Origin of the sequence: Methanothermobacter sp. CaT2 (assembly GCF_000828575.1) — an archaeon.
Taxonomy (GTDB): domain Archaea; phylum Methanobacteriota; class Methanobacteria; order Methanobacteriales; family Methanothermobacteraceae; genus Methanothermobacter.
The window spans coordinates 983,329-1,009,622 of record NZ_AP011952.1; the positions used below are offsets into that span (position 1 = coordinate 983,329).

29 protein-coding genes are annotated in these 26,294 nt (G+C 52.5%); 18 read left to right on the forward strand and 11 right to left on the reverse strand.

All coding sequences use genetic code 11. The annotated features are described in order from the left end of the window. Positions 1–7 precede the first annotated feature (7 nt). The 4 genes from MTCT_RS05025 to MTCT_RS05040 all read left to right on the forward strand — a co-directional run bounded on the left by MTCT_RS05025 (position 8) and on the right by MTCT_RS05040 (position 4,207). Positions 8–253, forward strand: coding sequence for a circadian clock KaiB family protein (locus MTCT_RS05025; protein WP_048175684.1), 246 nt, complete (start codon positions 8–10; stop codon positions 251–253). After that, a complete protein-coding gene (locus MTCT_RS09080; RefSeq protein WP_052457359.1) occupies positions 243–2,264 on the forward strand; it encodes an MEDS domain-containing protein in 2,022 nt (673 codons plus the stop codon). The genes MTCT_RS05025 and MTCT_RS09080 overlap by 11 nt, the downstream gene beginning before the upstream one ends. A 97-nt stretch (positions 2,265–2,361) precedes the next feature. Then, positions 2,362–3,711: a rhodanese-like domain-containing protein gene (locus MTCT_RS05035; protein WP_048175685.1), complete on the forward strand. Its 1,350-nt coding sequence runs from the start codon at positions 2,362–2,364 to the stop codon at positions 3,709–3,711. A 19-nt stretch (positions 3,712–3,730) separates the two neighbouring features. Continuing rightward, on the forward strand, positions 3,731–4,207 hold the full coding sequence (locus MTCT_RS05040; protein ID WP_048175686.1) for a pyridoxamine 5'-phosphate oxidase family protein: 477 nt from the start codon (positions 3,731–3,733) through the stop codon (positions 4,205–4,207). A gap of 246 nt (positions 4,208–4,453) precedes the next feature. Here MTCT_RS05040 and MTCT_RS05045 read toward each other — a convergent pair whose 3' ends face one another. Continuing rightward, complete coding sequence (locus MTCT_RS05045) at positions 4,454–5,299, reverse strand: UbiA family prenyltransferase (protein WP_048175687.1); 846 nt, start codon at positions 5,297–5,299, stop codon at positions 4,454–4,456. A 155-nt stretch (positions 5,300–5,454) separates the two neighbouring features. Between MTCT_RS05045 and MTCT_RS05050 the strand changes: the two genes are divergently transcribed. From MTCT_RS05050 to MTCT_RS05060, 3 genes are read left to right on the forward strand one after another with little or no spacing between them, the layout of a single operon-like run. Further along, a complete protein-coding gene (locus tag MTCT_RS05050) occupies positions 5,455–6,084 on the forward strand; it encodes a diacylglycerol/polyprenol kinase family protein (protein ID WP_231855267.1) in 630 nt (209 codons plus the stop codon). Beyond that, complete coding sequence (locus MTCT_RS05055; RefSeq protein ID WP_048175689.1) at positions 6,081–6,683, forward strand: thymidylate kinase; 603 nt, start codon at positions 6,081–6,083, stop codon at positions 6,681–6,683. Before MTCT_RS05050 ends, MTCT_RS05055 begins: the two co-directional genes overlap by 4 nt. Beyond that, positions 6,661–7,443 (forward strand): MBL fold metallo-hydrolase, encoded by a 783-nt coding sequence (locus tag MTCT_RS05060; protein WP_048175690.1) that lies wholly within the window; start codon positions 6,661–6,663, stop codon positions 7,441–7,443. Before MTCT_RS05055 ends, MTCT_RS05060 begins: the two co-directional genes overlap by 23 nt. Positions 7,444–7,554: 111 nt before the next feature. Here MTCT_RS05060 and MTCT_RS05065 read toward each other — a convergent pair whose 3' ends face one another. Continuing rightward, entirely contained in the window at positions 7,555–7,815 is a 261-nt protein-coding gene (locus tag MTCT_RS05065; protein WP_010876726.1) for a hypothetical protein, read from the reverse strand. A 478-nt stretch (positions 7,816–8,293) separates the two neighbouring features. Between MTCT_RS05065 and MTCT_RS05070 the strand changes: the two genes are divergently transcribed. Continuing rightward, positions 8,294–9,169 (forward strand): hypothetical protein, encoded by an 876-nt coding sequence (locus tag MTCT_RS05070; RefSeq protein WP_048175691.1) that lies wholly within the window; start codon positions 8,294–8,296, stop codon positions 9,167–9,169. A gap of 201 nt (positions 9,170–9,370) precedes the next feature. Continuing rightward, positions 9,371–10,468 (forward strand): inositol-3-phosphate synthase, encoded by a 1,098-nt coding sequence (locus MTCT_RS05075; protein WP_048060968.1) that lies wholly within the window; start codon positions 9,371–9,373, stop codon positions 10,466–10,468. Positions 10,469–10,637: 169 nt separating this feature from the next. Here the strand turns inward: MTCT_RS05075 and MTCT_RS05080 are convergent, their stop codons facing one another. Beyond that, positions 10,638–10,823: an ATP-binding protein gene (locus MTCT_RS05080; RefSeq protein WP_048061279.1), complete on the reverse strand. Its 186-nt coding sequence runs from the start codon at positions 10,821–10,823 to the stop codon at positions 10,638–10,640. A gap of 176 nt (positions 10,824–10,999) precedes the next feature. Between MTCT_RS05080 and oadA the strand changes: the two genes are divergently transcribed. Continuing rightward, positions 11,000–12,706, forward strand: coding sequence for a sodium-extruding oxaloacetate decarboxylase subunit alpha (gene oadA / locus MTCT_RS05085; protein WP_010876731.1), 1,707 nt, complete (start codon positions 11,000–11,002; stop codon positions 12,704–12,706). A 159-nt stretch (positions 12,707–12,865) separates the two neighbouring features. On the opposite strand, the gene queC is transcribed toward oadA, so the two are convergent. The 3 genes from queC to MTCT_RS05100 are packed head-to-tail and all read right to left on the reverse strand — an operon-like array spanning position 12,866 to position 15,115. Further along, entirely contained in the window at positions 12,866–13,534 is a 669-nt protein-coding gene (gene queC / locus MTCT_RS05090) for a 7-cyano-7-deazaguanine synthase QueC (RefSeq protein WP_010876732.1), read from the reverse strand. Further along, positions 13,531–14,766, reverse strand: coding sequence for a nickel pincer cofactor biosynthesis protein LarC (gene larC, locus MTCT_RS05095; RefSeq protein WP_048060969.1), 1,236 nt, complete (start codon positions 14,764–14,766; stop codon positions 13,531–13,533). The genes queC and larC overlap by 4 nt, the downstream gene beginning before the upstream one ends. 22 nt (positions 14,767–14,788) lie before the next feature. Then, positions 14,789–15,115 (reverse strand): MJ1244 family protein, encoded by a 327-nt coding sequence (locus MTCT_RS05100; RefSeq protein ID WP_048175692.1) that lies wholly within the window; start codon positions 15,113–15,115, stop codon positions 14,789–14,791. 130 nt (positions 15,116–15,245) lie between these two features. Between MTCT_RS05100 and cobZ the strand changes: the two genes are divergently transcribed. The 4 genes from cobZ (at position 15,246) to upp (ending at position 18,199) form a co-directional block, all read left to right on the forward strand. Beyond that, the gene (cobZ, locus tag MTCT_RS05105) at positions 15,246–16,079 is read left to right on the forward strand and encodes an alpha-ribazole phosphatase CobZ (RefSeq protein ID WP_245942744.1); all 834 of its coding nucleotides are present in this window, start codon (positions 15,246–15,248) and stop codon (positions 16,077–16,079) included. A 99-nt stretch (positions 16,080–16,178) separates the two neighbouring features. Next, entirely contained in the window at positions 16,179–16,928 is a 750-nt protein-coding gene (gene cobS, locus MTCT_RS05110) for an adenosylcobinamide-GDP ribazoletransferase (RefSeq protein WP_048175693.1), read from the forward strand. A 66-nt stretch (positions 16,929–16,994) separates the two neighbouring features. Next, on the forward strand, positions 16,995–17,540 hold the full coding sequence (locus tag MTCT_RS05115; RefSeq protein ID WP_048176634.1) for a tRNA (cytidine(56)-2'-O)-methyltransferase: 546 nt from the start codon (positions 16,995–16,997) through the stop codon (positions 17,538–17,540). Between the two features lie 29 nt (positions 17,541–17,569). Beyond that, entirely contained in the window at positions 17,570–18,199 is a 630-nt protein-coding gene (upp, locus tag MTCT_RS05120; RefSeq protein WP_048176637.1) for a uracil phosphoribosyltransferase, read from the forward strand. Between the two features lie 88 nt (positions 18,200–18,287). Here upp and MTCT_RS05125 read toward each other — a convergent pair whose 3' ends face one another. The 4 genes from MTCT_RS05125 to rplJ are packed head-to-tail and all read right to left on the reverse strand — an operon-like array spanning position 18,288 to position 22,794. Beyond that, on the reverse strand, positions 18,288–18,785 hold the full coding sequence (locus MTCT_RS05125) for a fumarate hydratase C-terminal domain-containing protein (protein ID WP_048175694.1): 498 nt from the start codon (positions 18,783–18,785) through the stop codon (positions 18,288–18,290). Positions 18,786–18,806: 21 nt separating this feature from the next. Beyond that, a complete protein-coding gene (gene mfnA, locus MTCT_RS05130; protein ID WP_048175695.1) occupies positions 18,807–19,964 on the reverse strand; it encodes a tyrosine decarboxylase MfnA in 1,158 nt (385 codons plus the stop codon). Between the two features lie 21 nt (positions 19,965–19,985). Continuing rightward, positions 19,986–22,256, reverse strand: coding sequence for a phosphoenolpyruvate synthase (gene ppsA, locus MTCT_RS05135; RefSeq protein WP_048175696.1), 2,271 nt, complete (start codon positions 22,254–22,256; stop codon positions 19,986–19,988). Positions 22,257–22,311: 55 nt separating this feature from the next. Beyond that, positions 22,312–22,794, reverse strand: coding sequence for a 50S ribosomal protein L16 (gene rplJ, locus MTCT_RS05140; RefSeq protein WP_010876743.1), 483 nt, complete (start codon positions 22,792–22,794; stop codon positions 22,312–22,314). Between the two features lie 162 nt (positions 22,795–22,956). On the opposite strand from rplJ, the gene MTCT_RS05145 reads away from it, so the two are divergent. Genes MTCT_RS05145 through MTCT_RS05160 form a run of 4 tightly spaced genes read left to right on the forward strand, consistent with a single transcriptional unit; the run spans position 22,957 to position 25,970 of the window. After that, positions 22,957–23,748 carry an AAA family ATPase gene (locus MTCT_RS05145; RefSeq protein ID WP_048060971.1) on the forward strand — a complete coding sequence of 264 codons (792 nt, stop codon included), beginning with the start codon at positions 22,957–22,959 and terminating at the stop codon, positions 23,746–23,748. A gap of 1 nt (position 23,749) precedes the next feature. Beyond that, positions 23,750–24,034, forward strand: coding sequence for a KEOPS complex subunit Pcc1 (locus MTCT_RS05150; protein WP_052457362.1), 285 nt, complete (start codon positions 23,750–23,752; stop codon positions 24,032–24,034). Positions 24,035–24,066: 32 nt separating this feature from the next. Further along, on the forward strand, positions 24,067–25,608 hold the full coding sequence (gene serS / locus MTCT_RS05155) for a serine--tRNA ligase (RefSeq protein ID WP_048175697.1): 1,542 nt from the start codon (positions 24,067–24,069) through the stop codon (positions 25,606–25,608). A 14-nt stretch (positions 25,609–25,622) separates the two neighbouring features. Continuing rightward, complete coding sequence (locus MTCT_RS05160; RefSeq protein WP_048175698.1) at positions 25,623–25,970, forward strand: hypothetical protein; 348 nt, start codon at positions 25,623–25,625, stop codon at positions 25,968–25,970. 28 nt (positions 25,971–25,998) lie between these two features. Here the strand turns inward: MTCT_RS05160 and MTCT_RS09500 are convergent, their stop codons facing one another. Next, positions 25,999–26,190, reverse strand: a complete 192-nt coding sequence (locus MTCT_RS09500; protein WP_231855268.1) for a hypothetical protein — start codon at positions 26,188–26,190, stop codon at positions 25,999–26,001. Positions 26,191–26,294 lie beyond the last annotated feature (104 nt).

A 26,294-nucleotide genomic window follows, 5' to 3' on the forward strand; every position in this document is an offset into this window, starting at 1 on the left:
TTCCCTGATGATCCAGCTACGCCTCTATGTAACCGGCGATAGCCTCTCAGAGAGGGCACTTGAAAACCTCAGGGGGGTCATTGATGATAGGGTGGAACTGGAGGTTGTGAACGTCCTGGAGAACCCCGCCATTGCAAGGGAGAACGGAGTCATAGCCATCCCCACCCTTGAAAGGCTCAGCCCGGGCCCCCGGAGGAGGGTTATAGGGGACCTCTCCGATGCAGGTGCACTGAGGAGGTTCCTTGGAATCTGAGGTGGATGCCATGGAGAGGTTTCTGAGGAGGATACGTGATATCGTTGAGATGTCCGGACAGAGGGACATGGAATCCCTCATCAGGGACATGAAGGCCGGGGACCATATCTGCATCATCTATGATGACGATGAGGAATGGAGGAACACCCTAATCCCCTTCATGGTTGATGGCCTCCGGCGGGGTGAGAGGTGCCTGTACATATGCAGTGAAAGGACCGCTGACACGGTACGGGAGGAACTTGGCAGGGAAGTCCCTGTGGATGAATTCGAAACGGATGGTCGACTCAGGATAATGGATGACAGTGACGCCTACACTGATGGCGGGGTCTTTGACCCTGAAAGGATGGTGGCCCTCCTTGAATCTGAAACCCGGAAGGCTGTCTCCGAGGGATTCAATGGCCTGAGGGTTACCGGTGAGATGGACTGGGTCCTCAAAGGCCTCCCCGGGAGTGAGAGGCTCATTGAATATGAGAACATGCTGAACAACTTCTTTCCCGGCTCAGACTGCCTAGCCATCTGTCAGTACCGGAGGAGTCTCTTCAGCCCCGAAATAATCAGGGGTGTGCTCCTCACCCACCCCCTTGTGGTCTGGAACTCCATGGTGTACAGGAACCCCTACTATGTCAGACCGGAAATCCTCCTCAGGGGTGTGAGGAGTGAAATGGAGGTTGACATGTGGCTTGAGAACATCCGCAGGGAGAATGAACTCCTGTGCTCCCTTGAGAACCTCATGTACCTCTATGAGGCATTCATAGATCACAACCCGGGGATTGTGTTCCTCAAGGATTCAGGGGGAAGGTACATACTTGCAAACAGCAGTTTCTCAGAGATCTTTGGAGTTGATGATGTCACAGGAAAGACAGACCCTGAACTGATGAATAGGAGGGCTGCTGAGGCATGCCGGAGGTCCGACATGGCAGCCCTCAGGGATGGTGAATCCTACACTGAGGAGGAGGTCCATGGGAGAGTCTACGGGGTCTATAAATTCAGGGTCGAACTCCCTGGCGGTGAACTGGGTGTCGGAGGATTTGCCCTGGATATAACCGATAAGAAGATCCATGAGATGGAGGTCGAGACCTCAAGGAACAATTTCCTGGGTATCGTCGAGAACAGCCCGGAGCCCATGATGATAGTTGACCTGGAGGGCGTGCTGCTCTACTCAAACCCCGCTGCCAGGAAGTTCTTTGGCTGGTCACCTGAATATAGAGGTAAGCACATAGGCATACCCCTCAGTAGGGAACTGCAGGAGGTTAAGGTCCTGACAGCGGACGGTGAGGTCCGTGTGGCTGAGATGATGATCACAGATACCGTCTGGGAGGGCAGGGAATCCCTCCTCATACGGCTCCACGACATCACAAGGCTTCGTGAATACGAGGAATCCCTGCGGAGGTCCCTGGATGAAAAGGACGTGATGCTCAGGGAGATACACCACCGCGTCAAGAACAACCTCCAGATTATCTCAAGCCTCCTGAACCTCCAGAGGTATCACCTGGAGGATGGCAGGGCTGCCGAGGCCCTGAGGGACAGCGTAACCCGCATAAAGTCCATGGCCATGATCCATGAGAAGATCTACCAGACCGAGAACATGGCCCATGTGAACTTCAGGGAATACCTGGAGAACCTTCTCTCTGAACTGCGATCAAACTACCCCTCCATGGACATCAGGTTCCAGTTCAAACTGGAGGACGTTGACCTCAGCATAAACCAGGCCATACCCTGCGGACTGATAGTCAATGAGGCCGTGACCAACGCCCTGAAGCATGCATTCCCTGGTGGTTCCGGTGAGGTCCGGATATCCATGAGACGGGTTGGTGATTCAATGGAGGTCACCATCGCCGATGACGGTGTGGGGCTCCCGGAATCCTTTGACCCATCAGTGGATGGTGGTCTTGGAATGGATCTCATGCTGAACCTGGCCGCACAGCTTGAGGGTGAGGTCACCATTGATGGCTCGGATGGTGTCAGGGTGGCCCTCAGGTTCCCCCTGGAACCGGTTGAGGAACCCTCATGAATTAATCCACCTTTTAATCCTCCATCAGCAGCACAGCCCCTCTGTTACATTAAAAAATTAAATAATATCAGCGCCATAATTATTATGGGTGAGGTGCATGATATTTGAGATAATAAAATCTGAGGGGATATCCCATAACTCCTATTTTCTTGGTTCTGGTTCTGAGGCCGCGGTTGTGGATCCGAGAAGGGATGTTGATGTCTACCTGGAGCTTGCAGAGATGCACGGTGTCAGCATAAGGTACATCTTTGAGACCCACCGCAATGAGGACTACACCATCGGGTCAGCGGAGCTTGCACGCCACGTGGATGCTGAGATACTCCACGGTTCAGCCCTCGACTTCAGGTATGGAACCCCTGTGAGGGAGGGTGACACCTTCAGTCTGGGAAGCCTTGAACTGGAGGTCCTTGAAACACCGGGTCACACCTATGAGAGCATATCCATTGCTGTGCGTGATACCAGCATATCTGACGAATGTCTGATGATCTTTGTGGGGGATGTGCTCTTCGCTGGTGAAACAGGGCGTGTTGACTTCTTTGGACCTGAAAAGATCCCTGAAACCGCCGGATTGCTCTATGATAGCATACATGAAAAGATACTCCCCCTGGGGGACCATGTGGTGATCTGCCCGGCCCACGGAGCGGGTTCAGTGTGCGGGGCCGAGATAAGGGATATGGACACAACCACAGCAGGCTATGAGAGGCTCACAAACCCTTACCTCCAGATGGGGAGGGATGAGTTCATTGAATACAAGAAGTCGGAGAGGCTCTACACTCCCCCCTACTTCAGGAGGATGGAGGAGAACAACCTCAGGGGAGTGAAGGTTAATAAATCTCACCTCGAAGCCCTCCCACTACAGGACTTCAGGGAGCTCATGGGGGAGGGCGCACAGGTTGTTGATGTCCGTAACCCCACCAGTTTCTGCGGTGGCCACATACCCGGCAGCCTGAACATCTGGCAGGACGGATTCGCTGCCTTTGCAGGGTACTTCCTCAACTACGAGGACCCCATACTTTTAGTGGATGATGGAAGGGGTGTGGACTCCGTGCGGAGGTCCCTGATACGGCTGGGATATGACAACATGGCAGGCTACCTTGCAGGTGGATTCCCCCCATGGTACATGGCAGGACTTGAGATTCAGAAACTGGATGCCATCAGTGTCCATGAGTTAAGGGAAATGGAGGGTGACTTCCTCCTCCTGGACGTCCGGAAGATCACAGACAGGGAGAGGTTCCACATTGAGGGCTCAGAACACATCTGGGTCGGTGACCTGCCAGATAACATTGATTTGATTCCAGAGAAGGATGTTGTCATCTACTGTGACTCCGGTTACAAGTCAACCATAGCTGCGAGCATACTTGAAAGCCATGGGTTCAGGGTGAGTACCGTCCTTGGAGGTATTGGGGCCTGGCTGAGGGCCGGATACCCGGTGGTCGGTGATTTCTAAATAAAAGGGAGGTGAAATCATGAGCATTGTTAAGATACCCCTCATGACAAAGGAAGAGTATGACGAGTTCATAGCAGAGAACTTCATAAGCAGGATAGCCTTCAACGGGGACTATCCATACATAGCCCCCTTCCTCTACGTATTTGACGGGGAACACCTCTACTTCCTCTCAACAAGATACGGCAGGAAGATAGAGCTTCTCAGGAGGAACCCCTACGTCGCCGTTGAAATTGAACACTACAGCGATGACCTCTCAGAGTACCGCTTCGTTACACTGCAGGGCCAGATAGTGGAGGAGAAGGACCCCTCAACAAAGAGGCGCGTGAAGGAGATGTTCGCTGACCTCATAGAGAAGCGCGGCCTCTCCAGGAACATCCTCAAGGCCCTTGGACATTCACCGGAGGACCCCCTCACCTGTCTTGTGGAGATGGACCGGTCCTACGTCTGGAAACTTGTTGAAGTGGTTGATATAGTCGGGATAAAGAGTGGTGAGTGAATCTAATTGTCCGGGTGGATAACCACCCGGAAAAGGTTAGGGGGATGAATGTTAGAAAAAGGGTTAGGGTGGTTTTGAAGGAGTTTAAATGAAGGTTGGGGGGATGAACATCTACCTCCTTCACCTACCCTAATAATTCATACAATTCACATACCCTAAACCTTTTTTGTGAATGGAGTCACTGCAGGCGGTTCCTTTGTGATCCCCTCATGGACATGTGATGCTGCAGTGCATTTCCCTGTGAAGTCACTGAAGACCGAGGAGGGCTGTGATGGTCCTGCTGCCAGCTGCAAAGGCAATGAAGGTCACAGCCATGCCCACCTTTATGAGCTTTGATGTCCTGGATGCCGTAGCTCTATCCTGACTCCTGAGGATCATGATGGCGGCCCGGAGGAAAACTGCCACTGCAAAGAGAAGCACCGGGATGTATAGAACCGAGAATACTCCGAGAATGTAGAGGCTGGGGCTTGTGAGGCTTGCGATCAGCATGAAAACCGCTGCCAGCAAACCCGAAACCCTCATCCCGTGGGTTATGGGGAGTGTTGTTGCACCCTCAGCCCGGTCCCCCTCCACATCCTCCATGTCCTTGACCACCTCCCTCGCCATGGTCATGAGGAATGCGTAGAGACCCAGGATGATTGAAACCCTCACCTCCCCCAGGACTATGCCACCGAAGACGAAGCTGAGGCCCGTGAGGAATGATATTGTGATGTTACCCACCAGACACCTCCTCTTGAGGCTCCATGCATAGTAGACCATGAGGAGTGAACTTGAAACCACCACGAGGCCCGGGAGCAGGCCAAGATAGAATCCCGTGATGGAAGCCGCTGCGAAGAGGATAGCCGAGTAAATCCCGGCGGTGGCTCTGCTGATCCTCCCGGATGGTATGGGACGTTTGGGCCTGTTTATGGCGTCTATCTCATGGTCAAAGTAGTCATTTATCACATTCCCTGCACCTGTAGCCATGAAGACAACTGCTGATGCCAGGAGCACTGCGGAATCGAATCTGCCCGTGATGAGGGCCATCAGTATAACTGTTATTACCGCCATGACGGCATTTACCGGTCTGAGTATCTCTATGTATGGATTCATATGAACTCCTCCTGAATATCCAGTGTAGAATCTTTCAATCATCAGTAAATAAAACCATGATCTCATCATGCACACGGAAACCCAAATCAAAACCCACTTATACCGTGAATTACTTCATAAATCCTATGACTGGCAGTGACATTCTTGGGCTCCTGATGGTATATGTATATGTTGCAGTTTTATTACTTGTATCTGAGAGGCTCCTCGGTGATAGGCCAAATCTAAGCAGAAAGTTTGTGCATATAATGGTTGGGAACATCCTATTTATATTACCACTCTTTGAGAGCCGCCTCGTCATAACATTCCTGGCAGCAGCCCCCTTCATCCTCATAACCTTCCTCCTAAGTCCCTACTCACCCCTCAAGGTGAAGCACCGTGCCTCATCCTACGGACACGGCCTTGGACTCGTATATTATTCCATATCCTGGACCATCCTGGCATACCTCTTCTTTGAGGCCCCCTGGATTACAGGTATAGGGATAGCAGCCATGTCCTACGGTGACGGGTTCGCAAGCCTGACGGGTGAGAGGTTCGGGAGGACAACCTTCAGTGTCCTGGGGGATAAGAAGAGCCTTGAGGGTTCACTTGGGATGTTCATCATCCTCCTGGTGATGCTCCCCGTGGTCCTCACCTACTACTCCCAGGGCTTCACCCCGTACCTTATCCTGGGGGTGGCCCTGGTATCAACTGTACTGGAGGCCCTCACCCCCCGGGGACTCGACAACCTGACTGCCTGCTTCGGGGCTGTTGCAGCATACATCCTACTTGGGGGAATGGGGATTTGAGGTTCATAGTGATTGACGGCCTCGACGGAGCAGGGAAGGACACCCACGCGGAGCTGATAAGGAGGAGGTACCTTGAGAGGGGTGAGCATGTCGTCTTCAGGTCCCACCCCGAGGATGACAACCCCTATGGTAAGAGGGCCAGGGAGGCCCTCCTCAGGGGTGGTAAGGTTAACCACATCAGGGCAGCCATATTCTACGCCCTGGACGTCATAAGGTCCCTGTGGCTCTACCACTGGCGCTCCAATCCCGGACCGGATACACTCATATTCTCAAGGTACCTCATGGGTGTCGCCTACCTCCCTGGGCCCCTCTCATCAGTACTTTACCGTCTGCTATCAAGGGTTCTGCCCACAACAGAGTACATGTTCTTCCTGGACGTTTCCCCTGAGGAGTCCCTGAGGCGGCTGATGGAGAGGGATGAACATGAAATGTTTGAAAACCTCGATGACCTCACCAGCACCCGGGAGAAGGCCCTCAGACTTGCAGATGGATGGTACATCATAAACACCGAGGACCCCATCGAGGACGTGCAGAGGAGGATTGATGAGATCCTGGACAGACTTGACGGTGATGTATATGAAGATAACGTGCCTTGTTGAGGATAGAGCAAGACCACCCCTCCGGGCCGAGCATGGACTGTCACTCCACATTGAGGGTGATGTGAACATACTCTTTGATACCGGTCAGAGCGGACTCCTCATGGAGAATGCTGAGCTGCTTGGTGTTGACCTGGGGGATGTGGACCTGGCCATCCTTTCCCATGGACACTACGACCATGGCGGCGGCCTGACCCATTTCATGGAGATAAATGAAAACGCCGAGGTATTAACCGGTGAAGGAGCGTTCAGGGGGCGATGGGCTGTTGAGGACGGTGCTGAGAGGTTCATAGGAATTGAGGAGATAACAGATCCCAGGATAAGGCTCATTGATGAGGATACGGTGATCCATGAGGGCTACACCATCCTGAAGGGTTTCAGTGGTCCATTCAGAAGACCCCTGGGTAACAGGACCCTCTTCATGGAGTCAGCGCAGGGTCTGGTTCCTGACACCTTCGATGATGAACTGGTCCTTGTCATTGATGGTCAGGGTGGGCTTACTGTTGTGACCGGTTGCTCACATAATGGCATACTGAACATACTGGGCACTGTGCGGGACCATTTCCCTGACAGGGAGATTGGAACGGTCGTGGGGGGCCTCCATATCTCAGGGGATGCACTGTATGTGGCCAGTGAGATCCAGGAATTTGAGGTTGGAAAGATTTACACGGGCCACTGCACCTCAGAGGAGGCATTTAAAGTTCTGGGCAGATCATGTAATGTAAATGTGCTCAGAACAGGAACTGTCATCGAGGTTGATTAAAAAAAGACCCGTGGCGACATCAAACATTACCCTGCTTAACCTGTTGAAAACAAAGCAGCTCTGGAACTCAGGTGACCGGTTCAGCACTCCCTAATAGCTGCAAGCATGCGCTCATATCAGGTACATGGTAATTATAACTAATGTAATTAAAATTATGAGCAAGCTCCAGTATAAAGGATGATCATATTTTGATCCCTTCTCCCCTCTCCTTCCTGGAATGACGGTGAATGCCCAGTAGATGATTATATAGACGAGAACATCCCTGGATAGGATATCTGATGGGATGAGAAGAAGATTCTTCAGTACAATAACTAATCCCACCAGACAAAGTCCCGCCACTAGGGATACCTTATTCTGGTCTGATAGTCTCATGATCTATCATTTTTATATCGGCAGGTACATAACTGTAACCCTGATCTCCGCCGACCAGGATGGGGCTCCTATGATCCTCAGTTGAATGGGCTGGAGTTAATTTAATTGCTAAGGTTTCAGCTGGCTTCTAACCTCTAAAATCTCGAAGATCATAGCATTCTCTCAAAAATAGCCGATGCATATGCTTGAATACAGGGAGTGCATGGAATCCGGCGGTTATGACTACAAATCTCAAACTGGCCCCATGGAGTGCATTGAGGACCGGAATTCAAATTTTTTTTTAACAGTAAATAGCCGGCTAGCTTACCTCTACCTTTTTTCTTCTGAAACCCATGCCTCATCATCAGTTGCCATCCAGGCCACCTGACGCTACGGACAGTTCATTAAATAATATCTTATCGGAGAAAGGAGGGATGATATATGACAAAAAGAATCCGCACCGTGATATTTATTAAATCATATCTCCATATATATCAACATGAGAGGCTGGGTTCTGTTTATCATCGTACTCATAACCATTACCTGTGCCTCAGCTGCATACTCACATCAGCCGAGGCTGGTAACAGGGTCAGACGAGGTCATTGTACAGAACCCTGAAGTTTCACAGGCATTCTACGGTGAGCTGAAGGGAAAACCTGTCTACTTCAGGATAACGTCAGACAGGCCCTTCAGGTTATACGTGAACATACTTGTCCCCTACTCTCCAGATGCAGAGCCCGTGTATGTGGACATAATAAGGGGTGACGGTAAGGTCATAGGGACCCTCAAGGGTAACATCAGCACCTGGGAGCCCTACTTTGAAGAATTCGGTGGCGACTACTACCTCAAGGGCCCGGAGTTCAACGGTACCGTTGATGCAGGCACATACCGGCTGAAGGTATACAGTCCCGCAAACAGGGAAAAGTTCTCCCTTGCTGTGGGTAGCATTGAATCCTTCCCACCGGATGAGTCCCTGAAGGCACTGGTGCTGCTCCCGGTGCTTAAATCAGAGATATTCCAGGTGCCGGTCATTCTCCTCTTCACACAGTTCCTGGGCATGATACTGGGTATGGGATCATTCACAGTTATCCTGCTACTCTCACGGCTGAAACTCGGATCAGAGGATGTTTACAGGCCACTTGTTAAGCTGGGGTGGGCCGGGATCATCCTGACGGCCGTTGCCTGGATACTAACCTACATTAAAAACCCCCTCAACATACTGGGTAACGTTGAAAACCTCATTCTAATATTGATCATAATTTTAACCTGGCGCTTCAATGCAGCCCTCCCCGATTATCAGAGATTCAGGGGTCCCTTCACGCTACTTATGTGGCTCCTCTTCCTCCTGATAAGGGTGAGCCTCATCTTCTACTGATCTGGAAGCGTTAATCCTACTGCTTCTGTGATTATCCCCTCATCAGGACATATAAAATGAGTGCGCAGATTCCTATGCAATTGAGAGGTTTCAGGGAAGGGCGAAACATTTAATAGTTTAATATGCAAATCTTAAAAAGTAGGTTGATCAATTTATAGCCTTGATTTTATGATTATCACAAGTCTCTGAAAGGTGTTTCAATTGGATAAGATAAAGATCGCGATAGTAGGTGTGGGAAACTGTGCCAGCTCCCTGATTCAGGGGATATACTATTACCGTAATAAGGGTGCCGGTGACTCGATAGGTCTCATGCACTGGGATATAGGCGGCTATGAACCCGGCGATATTGAGGTCGTTGCTGCCTTCGATATTGATAGGCGGAAGGTTGGCCGGGATGTGAGTGAGGCCATATTCGCCCCACCAAACTGTACAGCAGTCTTCTGCGATGACGTCCCGGAAATGGGTGTTGAGGTGTCCATGGGGCATGTCCTTGATGGTGTGGCCCCCCACATGAAGGACTACCCTGAAAAACAGACCTTCGTGGTTGCGGATGAGGAACCCGTGGATGTCGTTGAGGTCCTCCGGGAGAGCGGGGCTGAGATACTCCTCAACTATCTGCCGGTGGGTTCAGAGGAGGCCGCAAGGTTCTATGCCCGCTGCGCCCTTGAGGCGGGGGTAGCCTACATAAACAACATGCCTGTATTCATTGCAAGTGACCCTGAATGGGCTGCCAGATTCCAGGAGAAGGGCATACCCATAGTCGGTGATGACATAAAGGCCCAGCTGGGGGCCACCATAACCCACAGGACCCTCACAAACCTCTTCAAGAGGAGGGGTGTTAAACTCGACCGCACCTACCAGATAAACACTGGTGGGAACACTGATTTCCTCAACATGCTGAACCGTGACCGTCTGGACTCAAAGAAGGAGTCCAAGACCGAAGCTGTCCAGTCAATACTTGGTGAGGACCGCCTGGATGATGAGAACATCCACATAGGGCCAAGTGACTACATACCCTGGCAGAAGGATAACAAGATCTGCTTCCTGAGGATGGAGGGCAGGCTCTTCGGGGACGTCCCCATGAACCTTGAGCTCAGGCTGAGTGTTGAGGATTCCCCCAACTCTGCGGGCTGTGTTATTGACGCCATAAGGTGCTGCAAGCTGGCCATTGACCGGGGTATCGGTGGGCCCCTGACCTCCATATCATCCTATACAATGAAGCATCCCCCGGTCCAGTACACTGACGACGTGGCAGCGCGTATGGTGGATGAATTCATTGCCGGTGAAAGGGAGAGATAATCCCTTCACAGAATTCTCTTTTTTAAAAATACAACTTTAGAATCCCTGAAAATCTTCTTACCAGAATTCCATACATACAAAAAAAACCTTAGAAACGATCCCCTGAAAATCTTCTTACCAGAATTATCATATACAGAAATAAGGAATAAATAAAGGGTCTGTAAGGGAATCAGTCCTCTTCAACCTCTATGCACTCGTTTGGACATACGTCCATGCACACCTCACATTCATTGCATTCCTCAGGGTGCTGGACCTCGAGCTTACCATCAACTATTATGAGTACCTCCATCGGGCATACATCAACACATTCTCCACATGCATCACATTCATCATAATCTATGATTATCTTTGCCATTTTTGATTCTCCCTTAAAATTCCATGTAAATTTAATTGTTAGGATTATGATTTCATCCCTTATAACCATTATACGTTGTAGTACAGAGTTCTGATGAATTAATACATCTGCTGTGTATTTAAGGAAGTTCCTACTATGTATATAAAGAATCTAATTGATCTCATGAGAGGGTCACGATGAAAGGGATAAAGGTCGTTGAAACAGCATTCAGGGATGCGCACCAGTCACTTCTTGCAACACGCCTCCGTACCCGTGACATGACACCCATCGCAGAGGAAATGGACCGGGTGGGTTTCTTCTCACTGGAGGCATGGGGCGGTGCAACCTTCGATACCTGCATACGCTACCTGAATGAGGATCCATGGGAGAGGCTACGGGAACTTAAGGAACACGTGAAAAGGACGCCGATACAGATGCTCCTCAGGGGCCAGAACCTTGTGGGGTACAAGCACTACCCCGATGACATAGTGAGGAAGTTCATTGAGAAGTCCTATGAAAACGGCGTTGATGTCTTCAGGATATTCGACGCCCTCAATGACATAAGGAACATGGAGTACGCCATAAAGGTCGCCAGGGAACAGGAAGCCCATGTGCAGGGAGTCATCTGCTACACCATCAGCCCTTATCACACCCTTGAGAGTTATGTGGACTTTGCAAGGGAACTGGAGGCCCTTGAATGTGACTCCGTTGCAATAAAGGACATGGCAGGCCTAATATCTCCACATGATGCCTACGAACTCGTGAGGGCCCTCAAGGAAGAGACCGACCTCATGGTGAACCTTCACTGCCACTGCACAAGTGGAATGACACCCATGAGCTACTATGCCGCCTGTGAGGCCGGCGTTGATATACTTGATACCGCCATATCACCCCTATCCTGGGGTGCCTCCCAGCCACCCACAGAGAGCATTGTGGCTGCACTCCGGGACACACCCTACGACACGGGCCTTGACCTTGAGATCCTGAAGAACATCAAGAAGTACTTCGAGGAGATCCGGAAGAAGTACAGCAGCATCCTCGACCCCATAGCCGAGCAGATCGACACAGACGTCCTCATATACCAGATACCCGGGGGTATGCTGTCAAACCTTGTTGCGCAGCTCAAGGAGCAGAACGCCCTGGACCGCTATGAGGAGGTCCTCGAGGAGATGCCCCGGGTGAGGAAGGATATGGGTTACCCTCCCCTTGTAACCCCAACCAGTCAGATAGTCGGTATACAGGCCGTTATGAACGTCCTGAGCGGTGAGAGGTACAGCATGGTCACCAATGAGGTGAAGGACTACTTCCGGGGACTCTACGGCAGACCCCCTGCCCCATTAAATGAGGAGGTCGCAAGGAAGGTCATCGGAGATGAGAAACCCATCGACTGCAGACCAGCGGACATCCTCAAACCCCAGTATGATGAGTGCAGGAGGAAGGGTGAGGAGATGGGCATAATAGAGAAGGAGGAGGACATACTGACCCTCGCCCTCTACCCTGCCATTGCACCTAAATTCCTGAGGGGTGAAATCGAGGAGGAGCCCCTGGAGCCCCCGGCAGAGGAGATGGCCCCGACAGGTGAGGTGCCAACCGTCTTCCACGTGGAGGTCGATGGTGACGAGTTCGAGGTCAAGGTGGTCCCCACAGGCTACATGACCATCGAGGAAGCTGAACCCGAACCGGTGGATGTTGAGGGTGCAGTTAAGTCCACCATGCAGGGCATGGTTGTGAAGCTCAAGGTCAGTGAGGGCGACCAGGTGAATGCCGGGGACGTTGTCGCGGTTGTTGAAGCCATGAAGATGGAGAACGATATCCAGACACCCCACGGTGGTGTTGTTGAGAAGATATACACCGCTGAGGGTGAAAAGGTTGAGACCGGCGACATAATCATGGTCATAAAATAAAAACCTTCTTTTATATTCTGCCTCTAGTCCGGGACCGTTAAATATATGATTCAGGCCTCAACCATTCCTCTGAAAGAAGCCTGTTTTCATTATTTTTTTCACTGCGGATTTTACTGGATCAGACAAAAAATAGAATAGGGTTATGGGGCCGCTGTCGAACTATTCACGGTACTCTGTGGGATCATCAATACCTGCAAGCTCAAAGGCCCTTCTCCTCCTCATGCAGGACTCGCAGACGCCACAGTGGACCCTGTCTCCAGCGTAGCATGAGTAGGTTAACTCGAATGGTAGCCCCACTTCATGGCCTGCCTCCACTATCTCCCTTTTGGTCATACCAATCACCGGTGCCACCACACGAACACCATCCAGGGTCCCTATCTCCAGGAGCCTGTTGAATGCATCAAGGAACTCCTCTGAGTTATCAGGGAAGGTCTCAGCCTCCTCCAGGTCCCAGCCAACTATAACCGCACCGGCATCCATGGCCTCGGCGAAGGAGACCCCTATGGAGGTGAATACCAGGTTCCTCCCCGGTACCCAGACCTTCCTGGCTGTCTCAAGGCACTCGACGGTGTCATCAAGGTTCGATGGGGATGGTATGTCCCCTCCAGCCGTGAGCACTGAGCCCCCGAGTCTTCCAAGCCACTGGAGGTCCAGTGTGGTGTGTTCGATGCCGAGGTGCTCTGATAGTCTCCTCGCATATTCCAGCTCCATCCTGGCACTCCTCTGACCGTAATCAAAGGTTATGGCATGGATCTCATATTCATCCATCATGAGTGCCGTTGCAACTGCCGAGTCCATACCCCCTGAGAGTATGCTTATTGCCCTCATTTCAGGCCTCCGCTACCATCATTCTCCTGATCCGCCTTGAATTTAAGGTCTCTGAACTGTTTCTCAGACATTTCAATAACATCCCTGAGTGGTATTCCTGTCTCAAGTGATATCCTCCGGGCATCCTCGTATTCTATCCGTGCATTTACGACCCTTGAGCCCATGAGGCCAACCTTGAACCTTGCCGTCCTGCGGCCCTTGATATCAACCTCGGCCTCCATGATCCTCCTCTCAAGGACTCCCCTGTGGACCTGGGGGAATATCCTCACACCCAGGGTCCCTGTCTCTGAGAAGAGGTGCTCAAGGATCCTCTCATACTCGTTTTCCCTGCAGATGACCCTTATAAGCTGTCCTGGTCTGTTCTTCTTCATTATGACCGGCGTGAGGGTCACATCCAGCGCCCCGGCTTCCAGGAGCCTCTCGAAAATGTTTCCGAGGACCTCGCCGCTCAGGTGGTCCACGTTGGTCTCAAGGAGCGTGACAGTGTCATGGGGTACCTGCCCTGAGCCCCTTACTATCCTCAGTATGTTGGGGAATTCAGGGTCCATGCTCCCGGCCCCGTAGCCTGTGGCCTGGATCTCCATTGGTGGGAAGAACCTGCGGTGCTCCCGCACCATGTTCACGAGGAGGGCCGAACCGGTGGGTGTGGCAAGTTCAACCCCGGATGGTCCCCCTGTGACAGGGAATCCCCTGAGTATCTCGGTTGTGGCGGGTGCAGGGACCGGTGTGAGGCCATGGGCACCCCTCACCAGTCCCCCTCCGACTGCAACCGGGAGGGTGTAGACCTCATCCCGGTGGAGGTTGAGGTCGAAGTATGCGAAGACCGCCCCCATGACATCTGCAACCGCATCCGCGGCGCCGACCTCATGGAAGTGAACTTCATCCAGTTTCACTCCATGGACAGAGGCCTCTGCCTGGGCTATGGTGTGGAAGACGGCCCTTGCCATTGATAGCATCTCATCATCCAGGGCAGGGTGGCTGATCCCCTCAAGGAGTCTGAGGAACTCCAGGTAGCCCACACTGAGTGATTCGTCAGCCCTCACATCAACGTATGTGGCCCTGAGGCCCGCCCTTTTAACCTCAGATACACTCACATCAGCACCGCCGAAGTGGGACGCCGCATCCTCCATGACCTCAGCTGTCCTCTCGGGGTGGGCCCCGAGGTCTATGAGGGCGCCCACCATCATGTTACCTGATACCCCTGCCAGCTGGGGGTCTATGACTGTTACCATCCGAGCACCGCTTATATTCACTCTAGGGTGAGTTGACTATTATCCTTCTTATGGGTATCTCTATTATGGTGTACTTCTCACTGGCCAGCTCCTCGCCGAACCTGTTTACGATTGGTTCAACAAGTTCCTCATCAACCACCGAGCATACGAGGACTGCGTCCCTTGCATAGTCGTGTATCAGTGAAATGGCTGATTCAGGGTCCTCCTTGACTGAGAATCCCTTCCACTCTGTCGGGGAGACGCCCTTGTACTCCACTATGTAGAAGCCTGTGACGCCCTCATCTGCCAGTATGTTCATGACACGGCCCAGGTTCTCGACCTCAATGAATACCCGTAGATGCACCTTCATTAATATCACCATACATAGATATGTGCTGTGTAGATAATAAATCTGATGAGGGTGTAAACTCCAGCAGATGATAACTGCCGGTTATCATAAGAGCTGTCACAGCTGGTGGCGTATGTTGAAGGTGAATCACTTGAAGAAGAAAATGAATGTTAACGGTGCAGATATTGTGGTTGAAGAGGATCATGTAACTGTGAGTGCAGATTCAGGCCTTGTTACTGCAGATTCAAGCATCAGAATTGAGGACGAGGTCCGCCATGATCTCCCCCGGGGCCACTGCATGGTGAGGGATGGTGATGCGGTGGCATTCTCATCCACAGGGGATGTGATGGACGTCCTGGTGGTCGTCGGGGAGCCCTGCGGTGACCGGATACCTGAAGCCCTGAGGATCAGTGTGGAGGAGGTATCATCGGCCGCCGGGATCCTCACTGAGATAATGGGGCAGCGGGTGAGGGTCGTGGCACTCCCGGGTGATGAACGGCCCTGTGAAGATTCCATAAGGGGGGCTGTCAGGCGCTCCCTTCAGGGTGTGCTCCTGGATGGCCCTGGAGTCGAGGAGCTCCTTGAGGCCCGCGGCGTCACCATTGATGGTATGGTCGATGCGGGTATGGATCTGGTGGTGGGTGTTGATGTCACCGCCGAGCTCCGGGACCGTCTCAGGTCAGAGATACAGAGGGCCCTGGGGGACCTCAATGTCAGGGCCCTCCTTGCAGCCGCCCTGCACCTTGAGGGGGACATAGAAAACCTGAGGATCCTCGGTGTGGATCTGAGGGATGACCCTGCCTTCCTCTACAGTGATGAGGTCCTGGGGATGGCTGTTGCCAACCAGGTGGCAGGTACGAAGGCCATATTCAACTTCAAGAGATATGATGAGGAAAAACCCGGCATCCTCGGGGAACTGGGCCCCATGGTGGATGATGCCGTTGCGGGTCTCATAGCCGGGTGCATGTCACGCCTCTTCGAATGATGGGGGTAGACCTGTGAGGACAGAAAGATCCGCCAGAACCCTGTTTACACCACTCCCCTCACCACAGACAGAAAGATCCTCCTGCGAGGGGGGTGCCTGATGAACGTCACCGACAAAGTCAGGGGACTCATATCCTTCTCAACGGTTGTGCCCCTGAAATCAGAGGCCAGCATTGAGGATATAGCTTCACTCACACTCCACTGGCCCCTTGTGGGCGCCCTCATAGGGGTTGCAGTGGGTTCAGCCGGGGTGGCTGCATCCCTAGTGTTCCCTGGGGCGGTTGTTGCCTGTGTTGCCTATGGATTCGCCATCTGGTTCACAGGTTTCCACCACCTCGATGGCCTCATAGATATGGGTGACGCCCTCATGTCCCATGGGAGCTTTGAGAGGAAGATAGAGATAATGAGGGATCCCAGGATAGGCACAGGTGGCCTTGGACTTCTGCTCATCGTATCATCAACCACCATAGCAGCCATCTATTCCCTTCCACAGGATGTCCTGTTCCAGGGACTCCTCATAGGGGAGGTCTCGGCCAAGGTGTGCCTCACGGGCTGCGCCCGGGTATCCAGGCCCCTCGATGGTGGGACCGGGAGGCACTTCATAATGGCGAGTAGAAGCCCCTTCACCGGCATGGTCTGGATCTTCTGGGCCGCTGCAGCATACCTCCTGGCGGGGGTTCCCGGTGCTGTTAGTGTTGCTGTTGCTGTCCTCTCAGGAGTTTTCATTGGTCTTGTTGCCAGGAGGAACTTCTACTGGAGCACGGGTGACGTGCTGGGGGCCTCGAATGAGGTGGGGAGGATGATGTCACTTCTTGGCCTCCTTGCGGCCATCAGATTAACGGGGCTGTAGGTAAAGGGGGTGCCCATCCAGCATTTGGAGAGTTTAATGGTATTTAATGATTCATTGGAGGTCAGTATAATGGATGTGAAGGTTTTGAGGCTTGGTCACAGACCGTCAAGGGATGCGAGGATCACGACACACGTATGCCTCACTGCAAGGGCCTTCGGTGCCTCGGAGGTTATACTGAGTGGTGAGGAGGACCCTAAACTCATGGAGGGTGTTGAGGATGTTGTCAGGAGATGGGGTGGTCCCTTCAGTGTGGTCTACCGGAGGAACTGGCAGGGTGTCATAGACTCCTGGAAGAAGGATGGTGGGGAGGTCATACACCTCACAATGTACGGTTTACCTGCCAGGGACGTTGTGCCCGGGATAAAGGATAACGGGAAGGACAAGCTCATTGTGGTGGGGGGTGCAAGGGTCCCCGGGAAGGTCTACAGCCTTGCAGACTACAACGTGGGGGTGACCAATCAGCCCCACTCTGAGGTCTCCTCCCTGGCGGTGTTCATGCACATGCTCCTTGATGGGGCTGAATTCGACCTTAAATTTGAGGATGCCCGGATAGAGGTCATCCCCCAGGCCAGGGGTAAAATGCTCAGGGAGATCGATGATGATGGCGATTAACATGATAAGCTGTGGATGGAGGGAGGATGATGCTGAGGGTGATTGATAACCTGATAGTCAGGGAGAAGCTCACCACCATAAGGTGCAGGGGGATAGACCCGGCCAGCTTCAGACGGGGAGTGACTGATATAGGTCGCTACATGGCCTACGAATTTGCAGACACCCTTAAATGGCGTGAGGTTGAGGTTGAAACTCCCCTGGGTACGGCCAGTGGTGTTGAGATAACCGACAGGGACAGGATAGTTCTTCTGAGCATCCTCAGGGCTTCACTGCCCTTCACAGAGGGCGTGATGAAGGTCTTCCCTGAGGCAGAACACGGTATTATCGGTGCGAGGAGGTCAGATGACCCCCCATTCAGGGTCTCAATCGACTACATCAGGGTCCCTGATCTTGATGATAAGATACTGGTGATAGCGGACCCCATGCTCGCAACAGGGAACACCATGATAGGTATCCTGGAGGCTCTTGAGGCCCATGGCTCCCCTGCAAGGACGGTGGTCTTCAATATCATATCCTCCAGGATGGGCCTTGAAAGGGTCCTTCAGAGGGGTATAGATGTCTACACATGCGGTGTTGAGGAGGAGGTTAACGATATGGGCTACATAGTCCCTGGACTCGGGGACGCAGGGGATCTGGCCTTCGGGAGGCCATCAGATTAGGTCCGATCCGGTTGCTGTTTGAGCCATACCCTGTAAAACGAGAGAAAAACTGTATTTGTGTTCTGGGTAGGTGAAGGCGGGGATCAGGTCAATCATAGATGGATGTTCCCCTGGCAGCTGCGACGATGCCGGGTATGCCCTCAACCCTGAGTTCAAAGATGGCCTCCATGCCCTCCTCCTCAAAGGCGGCCACCCTGCTCGATTTAACCCTGCTTGTCAGCAGGGCCGCTGTGGGTGGTGTTACTATGAAGACTGCGCCGGCCTCCTTGAGGGCCCTGACAGTCTCATCTCCAAGTTTTCCTTTGCCTATGTGGACAAGTACGCCCCTTGATGCGAGGTAGGGTATGCTTTCCTCTATGTCCTCCTTGTTGCTGCTTGTAGGGGCTATGCCTGCTGGACTTACAGCTGTGTGCATTATGGCAGCGCCCATGACGTTGATGGGCTCCTCTCCAGCTTTCAGGGCCTTAACCAGTTTTGGGAGGGCTGCATCCCTTCCCGTGTAGATGGTGCCATCCATGAGCACCCTGTCACCGACACTGAGTTTTGCTATCTCCTCTCCGGTGGCTGGTAGTTCTATCCTTATCATGGTATCAACCTCTGACCCGGGTTACTCCTCCCTCAACCTGATACCCTCAAGGTCCCTCAGCAGTAATTCGATGTGCTCCTCCATTATATGGGGCATGAGAACCACCCTTATGGCTGGCGGGCAGGATGAGACCGATACCGCCCATCCAAGCTCCTCGAGTCTGTCTGCAAGTTCATGTGGCCCCATGGTGGGGTGGTTGAAGGCCACTATGTTGAGTTCGGGTTCTACCACGAGCTGGTAGTCCAGTTCCACCAGTCCGTCCCTGAGTCTGCGTGTTACACCCATGACCCTCAGGGCGAGTTTGCGGTAGCCCTCACGGCCCATGTGTTTCATGATTGCCCAGGTTGCTGCGGCTGATGCCCCGGTCCTGGTGCCCACTATGGTTGACTGCTGCTTCTCTGTGAGGTAGGGTGTCTCTATGCTCATGGCATCCAGGTAGGAGGCGTCCCTGAAGAGTATGCAGCCGCTGGGGATGGGGGCCAGTCCCATCTTGTGGGGATCCACGGTTATGGATGAGACCCCCTGAAGTTTGAAATCAAATTCAGGTAGTTCAGCGCCGGTTTCCCTGAGGAAGGGTATTATGAAGCCCCCGAAGGCGGCGTCTATATGCAGGTGTATGTCCTCATCAAGACAGATCTCTGAGAGTTCCTCCACAGGGTCTATCCTCCCGAGTTCTGTGGTCCCTGCGACTCCAACAACGGCCACGGTGTTTCCTGATATGAGTTTCCTCACCGATTCAACGTCCACCCTGTAGTCCCGGTCCAGTTCAGCCTCCCTGAGTCTGAGTCCCAGTATATCTGCGGCCTTTCTGAAGGAGAAGTGGGCTGACTTCGGGACTATTATCTCAGGTTTTTCAGCTCCGGCCATGTTTCTGGCCGCCCTCATGGCCATGAGGTTTGCCTCGGTGCCCCCTGTTATTATGTGACCTGCTGCATCGGGTTCTGAGAGGAGCTCCCCGAGCATGCCTATCACCCCGGATTCCAGTTCCCGGGTGCCCCTGAAGAGCCCGGGGTCCCCCAGGTTGGACTCCAGGAAGTCACAGTAAACCCTCCTTGCGAGGGGGTGGGATGATGTGCACATGGATCCGAGGATTCTGCCTGAGGTGTAGGTCATATCCCTCCTCTGAAATTCGGCGAGAAGTTCAAGTACTTTTTCCTCGGGTAGACCCTTTTCATCCATTTTTACGCCCAAAAAATAGTTTTAGAGGAGTTTCCGTGCGGCCTTGAGGAGGAGTCTCTGCTCGGCCCTTGCAACGGTCTTCCTCACCTCTGCAACCGCGTCGGTGTTTGCGGATACACTGCTTATCCCAAGCTCCACCAGTTTCTCAACTATCCTTGGGATGCTGCCTGCCTGGCCACAGATACTTGTCCTGACACCTGCCTCGTTGCATTTCCTTATAACTCTCTCGATGAGTTTGAGGACGGCAGGGTGGCCCTCGGTGTAGAGGTCTGCCACGTGTTCATTGTTCCTGTCTATGGCGAGGGTGTACTGGGTGAGGTCATTGGTTCCGAAGCTCACGAAGTCAATTCCCTCCTCTATGAAGTCCTCGATTATCAGGGCCGCTGCAGGTGTTTCGACCATTATACCGAATTCAACGTCCCTGTGGGGTTTAAGGCCAGCCTCCTCAGCGATCATCTTGGCCTTTCTGAGTTCATCAGGGTGCTGGACCAGTGGTATCATTATGCCGATGTTAGTGTAACCCTGCTCATGGAGTTTCTTTATCGCCCGGAACTCCGCCCTCAGGATCTCGGGTTCATCGAGTTCCCTGCGTATACCCCTCCATCCAAGCATCGGGTTGTGCTCGTAGGGCTCATTTTCACCGCCCTCAAGGGTTTTGAATTCGTCTGTGGGCGCATCCAGGGTCCTGTACCATACGGGGCGTGGGTAGAACTCATCTGCAACCTTCAGGATGTTCTCTGCAAGGGTATTGACGAGTTCGTCCTCCCTGCCCTCCTCAATGAACTTCCTGGGGTGCACCCCCGTGGTTAACATCATGTGCTCTGTCCTTAAAAGTCCAACCCCGTCGGCCCCTGTGGCGGCGGCCTTCCTTGCAGCCTCTGGCATGCTGACGTTGACCTTGACCTCTGTGACGGTCAGAAGGGGTGACTCCACGGTGACGGTCTCGGCCTCAGCCTCCTTCTTCTCCCCCTCAATTACACTGCCCTCATAGACAAGTCCCCTGTTACCGTCTATGCTGACGACCTGGTTCTCCTTGAGGACCTCAGTTGCGTTCCCGGTACCAACAACACAGGGTATTCCAAGTTCACGGGACACTATGGCGGCATGGCATGTGACTCCACCCTCATCGGTTATTATGCCGCTGGCCCTCTTCATGGCTGGCACCATGTCGGGGGTTGTCATGACCGTGACGAGAATATCTCCAATCTGTATCTTGTCCAGTTCATGGATCTCCCTGATTATCTTGACCTTACCTGAGGCAAGGCCCGGGCTTGCACCGAGGCCCTTAACCAGTATCTCCCTGGATTTGACCTCTGTCTCCTCGGTTGCCTCTCCCAGGGTTGTTATGGGTCTTGACTGGAGCATGTAAACGTCACCATCCATTATGGCCCATTCTGTGTCCTGTGGTGAACCGTAGTGGTCCTGTATCCTCCTGCCCATCTCTGCAAGGGCTGCGATCTCCCCGTCGGAGAGAACACGTTTGTTCCGGAGTTCAGGGGGGACCTCCTTCTTCACGGTTCTGCCATCCTCCCGGGTGAACATTATGTTCTTCTCACCAACACTAAATTCAAGGAGCTTCCCTGTTCCCTTATCAACCCAGTAGGTGTCAGGGGTGACTGAGCCTGATACAACGGCCTCACCAAGGCCCCATGACCCCTCTATTAGTATCCTGTCCTCACCTGTTGATGGGTGGACCGTGAACATGACCCCTGCCTTCTCGGCGTCCACCATCTCCTGGACAACGACTGCTATGTAAACCTTTGAGTGGTCGAAGTTGTTCTCCTCCCTGTAGAATATGGCCCTGGCCTCAAAGAGGGATGCCCAGCACCTTCTTACATAATCCAGGACATCTTCGGCGCCCCTGATGTTCAGGAAGGTGTCCTGCTGACCCGCAAAGGATGCTTCGGGGAGGTCCTCTGCCGTGGCTGAGGAACGTATGGCTACGTACACATCATCCTTTCCTATCCTCTGGCATAGTGCATTGTAGGACTCTATTATGAGGGTCTGTATGTCCTCCGGTACCTCAGTTGATGTTATTATGTCCTTTATCTCGGCTGAAACCCTCTGGAGTTCCTTTGTATCGTTGACGTCAAGGTTTTCAAGCATCTCCATGACCACCGGCTGCAGTCCGGTGTCTGTCATGAACTTGTCATAGGTCGCCGCTGTTACAACAAAACCCGGGGGGACGGGTATGCCTGCCTGTGTCAGTTCACCCAGGTTGGCCCCCTTTCCACCGGCTATTCCCACATCATCCTTACCGAGTTCCTCAAAAAACGCCACATACTTAACCATTTTATCCCCTGGACTAGCTGTGTGATGATTATTGAATTTGAAAAAAATTAGAGGTTTATTTAACCAGTTCCTCGCCCCTGTCAATGACGATCCTGCATGGCACCGGGAACTTCATTGCAGCCCTTCTGAGGGCCTCCTTGGCATCCTTGAAGTTCTTCTTGTTCGTTTCGATTGTAATTATCTTCTGGTTCTTCTTAACGAGTGCCACAGTACTTACAGGTTTACCGAAGGCCTTCCTCATACCGTCCTGTACACGGTCAGCCCCGGCACCGGTCGCCATGGGGTTTTCACGTACAATGTGGTGGGGGTAAACCCTTATCTTGAGGTGGTAACCCATCCTACCGGCCCTCCTCTGCATGTAACGGTTTGAGGCTATCCTGGCAGCCTCAAGGGCGTTGTGGGTTATCTGGGTGGGTGCCTTGACGGCCACACTCAGTGAAATAGGGAATTCAGCTGAGAGGTTACCCATATCATATTGAACGATCTTTGAACCTGGAATCTTCTTGATATATTCTCTTCTTGTGTATGCACGAACCATAAATAATCCTCCTGTGATCCTGTGAGAATAACTATGAAATGAGTATCTCGGTAACCATTAATAAATATTGTCTTGGACAGCAAAGAGTTAATAGATAACCTGAAAATATAAGGATACATATAATTAGCAGGGATGGTTTTTAAAAGTTTCCATGGTGTCATCATGAAGATAGCCATAACAGGTAAGGGTGGGGTCGGCAAGACAACCATAGCCGGGACCCTGGCCTGCATATTCTCAGAGAACTTCCAGGTCTTTGCCATAGACGCTGACCCTGATATGAACCTGGCATCCAGCATAGGGATAAAGGGGGATGTGGAGCCGATATCAAGGATGAAGGATGTTATAAGGGAGCGGACCGGTGCTGAGCCGGGTTCCTCCTTCGGTGAGGTCTTCAAGCTAAACCCCAGGATAGGTGACCTCCCGGATTCCCTCTCAATTGAACATCCCCTCCGCCCCGGCCTCAGGGTCATGGTGATGGGTACCGTTGAACATGGAGGTGAGGGATGCGTATGCCCGGCCTCGGTGCTCCTCAAGGCCCTTCTGAGGCACCTGATACTCAGGAAGGATGAGATGGTTATACTGGACATGGAGGCGGGGATAGAGCACCTTGGAAGGAGAACCGCTGAATCCGTGGACCTCATGGTGGTGGTGGTTGAACCCGGCCTCAAATCACTTGAAACCGCTGAAAGGATAAAGAAGCTCGCAGGTGACATTGGAGTGAAGAGGATAATGGCAGTGATAAACAAGGTCTCAGATATCCATGAGGAGGAATTCATGAGGGAGCGACTCGCATCCCTTAACCTGGAGGTCCTTGGATCGGTGCCAAGGGATGAAAAGGTTATAGCCGCGGATATGAGGGGGGAACCCCTCATGATGTACCCTGATTCAGAGGCACTGAGGTCCATAAGGGACATCTCAGAGAGGATAATATCACTCCAGGAGGAGGTGGGATGAGATGAATCCTGAATCACAACCCCTAAACAGGCAAAAGAAGAGAATGATGATATCCATAACCATAAAAGCAGAATATGAATCCAGGGAGGAGGCCGAGATCATAAAAAGGGCCCTTGAACCAGATAACGCATCATTTGTTGAATCCGAAATTCAGGGCTCCGAGGTCAGGTTCACCACAGAGGCGGATTCCATCGGCACTGCCCTCAACACCGCAGATGACCTTATATTCTCTGAGATGGTGGTTGAGAAGATGATGAAACCCGCTGATACTACTGAATTACTCTGAAATTAGGTAACGAATAAATAAACGGTGATCGGATGAAATTCAAACTCAAGGGAATAATAAAACTCAGCAAAGAGGTTCCTGGGATAGAGGATGACCTGGAAAAATTCTTCACTGAAGCCGAATCAGACATCCTGCGGAGGGGAGTCCCCGAGGGGCAGGCACATGAAGCAGCCCATATAAAATCCTGGAGACTTGAAGGCGACACACTCCACATTGAGATGGAGTCAGGGAGACGGGTCAGGGCCCATGATGGTCTTCTAAGGCTCAAGAAACCCCTTGGACAGTTACTCGGGCCAAAGTACAGGGTGGGTGTTAGGGGGATATCAGTCACCGATTACACCATGGAAATGAATGCCCCGGGTGTATCAGGTATCCCCGGCCTGGCTGAACTGCCCTTCGTGGAGGACGCCGCCATCACAGATGGCACCATAATGGTCAGATTCCAGCCCCTGGAGGAATCCGACCTGAGGAAACACGTGGTCGACCGTGTGGTGAAGCACGCCAGGACCCTTGTTGAATCATCAGATGACCTGACGGTACAGGTCACAAGGGCAACGCCCGGTGAGATAATTGCCAGGAGCAAAAAGAGGGAGTTTTTCTTTGAGGGTGACCCCACAGAGGAGGCCATGCGCCTTGGATGGGTCAAGAAGTTCCCTGGAAGGGGACAGTGGTTCTACGGTCCAAAGATAACCGCCCTCCACCGGGCCCTGGAGGAGTTCCTCATTGAAAGGATTGTGAAACCCCTGGGATTTGTTGAGTGCCTCTTCCCCAAACTCATACCCCTTGACATCATGAACAAGATGAGGTACCTTGAGGGCCTCCCTGAGGGGATGTACTACTGCAGCGCCCCGAGCAGGGACCCTGAGACCTTTGAGGAGTTCAAAAATGAGCTCATCATAAACCGGGAGGTTCCCATGGATCTGCTTAAGAGGGGAATAAAGGATCCCGGTTACGTTATAGCCCCGGCCCAGTGCGAGCCCTTCTACCAGTTCCTCTCACACGAGGTTGTGAGTGCTGAGGACCTCCCAGTAAAGTTCTTTGACAGGAGCGGCTGGACCTACAGGTGGGAGGCCGGAGGGGCCAAGGGCCTTGACAGGGTCCATGAATTCCAGAGGGTGGAACTCGTATGGCTGGCCGAACCAGGAGAGACAGAGGAGATACGTGACCGGACAGTTGAACTCTCACATGATGCCGCCGATGAACTGGAACTTGAATGGTACACAGAGGTGGGTGATGACCCCTTCTACCTGGAGGGCCGGAAGGTTGAGGAGAGGGGTATAGAGTTCCCTGATGTTCCAAAGTATGAGATGAGGCTCTCACTCCCTGGAAGGGAGAAGGGGGTTGCAGTTGTATCAGCCAATGTCCATGGTACCCACTTCATCGAGGGCTTCTCAATAAGGGAGACCCGTAACCTGAACATCTGGACCGGCTGCACCGGCATAGGGCTCTCAAGGTGGATCTATGGTTTCCTGGCCCAGAAGGGCTTTGAGACCGGGAACTGGCCAGACTTCATAGGAGAACGTGTTGAAGGAGTTGAGAACCCGAGAATCATAACCTGGCCGCGCCAGGACTGAATGGTGGTGATGCCTTGAACTGCGACAAACACCCTGAACGTGAGGGTGTGGCCTCATGCATAATATGCGGGAGGATACTCTGCGAGGAGTGCCGCCTTAAACTCGCCGGCAGGAATTACTGCCAGAGCTGCGCAGATAAACTGTTCCAGGAAAGATCTGGAGAAACCGTGAAAGGGAAGGGGATGGGTCTGGGGGCTAAAATCCTCATAGCCCTCCTCATAATCCTCGCTGTCCTTGCAGTGGTATCCTACCTGATCTACACGGTGTACCTTGCACCATACTATGGCAGCGCTGAGAACGTCATGAGGATACTCATGAATGACCCTGAAAGGATAATAAGATTCCTATCAGGTAACATCTAAAACCACTGGAATAGGAGTCAGAAAAGTCTCAAACCATACCCTCAAGCCTCTCCGGATACTTAAGCTCCCTGAACTCAACCGTAAAGGTTGTCCAGTCATTTGAGTGGTAGTCAATACTCCCCTCCAGCTGGCCCACCAGATTCTTAACAAGCTCAAGCCCGATACCCCCTGATTCTTCAATGCTGAAATTATCAGGGAGCCCCCTCCCATTATCAGCCACCACCAGGAGGAATCCATCATCAAGGGCCTCAAGGGAATTTTGATGGTTCCACCATCGGTAAAGGCATGCCTGAGGCTGTTGGATACAAGTTCGCCCACTATGAG

Coding starts and splice junctions, on each gene's coding strand:
- MTCT_RS05150 (WP_052457362.1), top strand. CDS start 23,750: ATGAATCCTGAATCACAACCCCTAAACAGGCAAAAGAAGAGAATGATG.
- rplJ (WP_010876743.1), bottom strand. CDS start 22,794: ATGGTTCGTGCATACACAAGAAGAGAATATATCAAGAAGATTCCAGGT.
- oadA (WP_010876731.1), top strand. CDS start 11,000: ATGAAAGGGATAAAGGTCGTTGAAACAGCATTCAGGGATGCGCACCAG.
- MTCT_RS05100 (WP_048175692.1), bottom strand. CDS start 15,115: ATGAAGGTGCATCTACGGGTATTCATTGAGGTCGAGAACCTGGGCCGT.
- MTCT_RS05080 (WP_048061279.1), bottom strand. CDS start 10,823: ATGGCAAAGATAATCATAGATTATGATGAATGTGATGCATGTGGAGAA.
- larC (WP_048060969.1), bottom strand. CDS start 14,766: ATGGTAACAGTCATAGACCCCCAGCTGGCAGGGGTATCAGGTAACATG.
- MTCT_RS05060 (WP_048175690.1), top strand. CDS start 6,661: ATGAAGATAACGTGCCTTGTTGAGGATAGAGCAAGACCACCCCTCCGG.
- MTCT_RS05070 (WP_048175691.1), top strand. CDS start 8,294: ATGAGAGGCTGGGTTCTGTTTATCATCGTACTCATAACCATTACCTGT.
- serS (WP_048175697.1), top strand. CDS start 24,067: ATGAAATTCAAACTCAAGGGAATAATAAAACTCAGCAAAGAGGTTCCT.
- ppsA (WP_048175696.1), bottom strand. CDS start 22,256: ATGGTTAAGTATGTGGCGTTTTTTGAGGAACTCGGTAAGGATGATGTG.
- mfnA (WP_048175695.1), bottom strand. CDS start 19,964: ATGGATGAAAAGGGTCTACCCGAGGAAAAAGTACTTGAACTTCTCGCC.
- MTCT_RS05040 (WP_048175686.1), top strand. CDS start 3,731: ATGAGCATTGTTAAGATACCCCTCATGACAAAGGAAGAGTATGACGAG.
- MTCT_RS05045 (WP_048175687.1), bottom strand. CDS start 5,299: ATGAATCCATACATAGAGATACTCAGACCGGTAAATGCCGTCATGGCG.
- MTCT_RS05065 (WP_010876726.1), bottom strand. CDS start 7,815: ATGAGACTATCAGACCAGAATAAGGTATCCCTAGTGGCGGGACTTTGT.
- MTCT_RS05025 (WP_048175684.1), top strand. CDS start 8: ATGATCCAGCTACGCCTCTATGTAACCGGCGATAGCCTCTCAGAGAGG.
- MTCT_RS05035 (WP_048175685.1), top strand. CDS start 2,362: ATGATATTTGAGATAATAAAATCTGAGGGGATATCCCATAACTCCTAT.
- cobS (WP_048175693.1), top strand. CDS start 16,179: ATGAACGTCACCGACAAAGTCAGGGGACTCATATCCTTCTCAACGGTT.
- MTCT_RS05125 (WP_048175694.1), bottom strand. CDS start 18,785: ATGATAAGGATAGAACTACCAGCCACCGGAGAGGAGATAGCAAAACTC.
- upp (WP_048176637.1), top strand. CDS start 17,570: ATGCTGAGGGTGATTGATAACCTGATAGTCAGGGAGAAGCTCACCACC.
- queC (WP_010876732.1), bottom strand. CDS start 13,534: ATGAGGGCAATAAGCATACTCTCAGGGGGTATGGACTCGGCAGTTGCA.
- MTCT_RS05050 (WP_231855267.1), top strand. CDS start 5,455: ATGGTATATGTATATGTTGCAGTTTTATTACTTGTATCTGAGAGGCTC.
- MTCT_RS05145 (WP_048060971.1), top strand. CDS start 22,957: ATGAAGATAGCCATAACAGGTAAGGGTGGGGTCGGCAAGACAACCATA.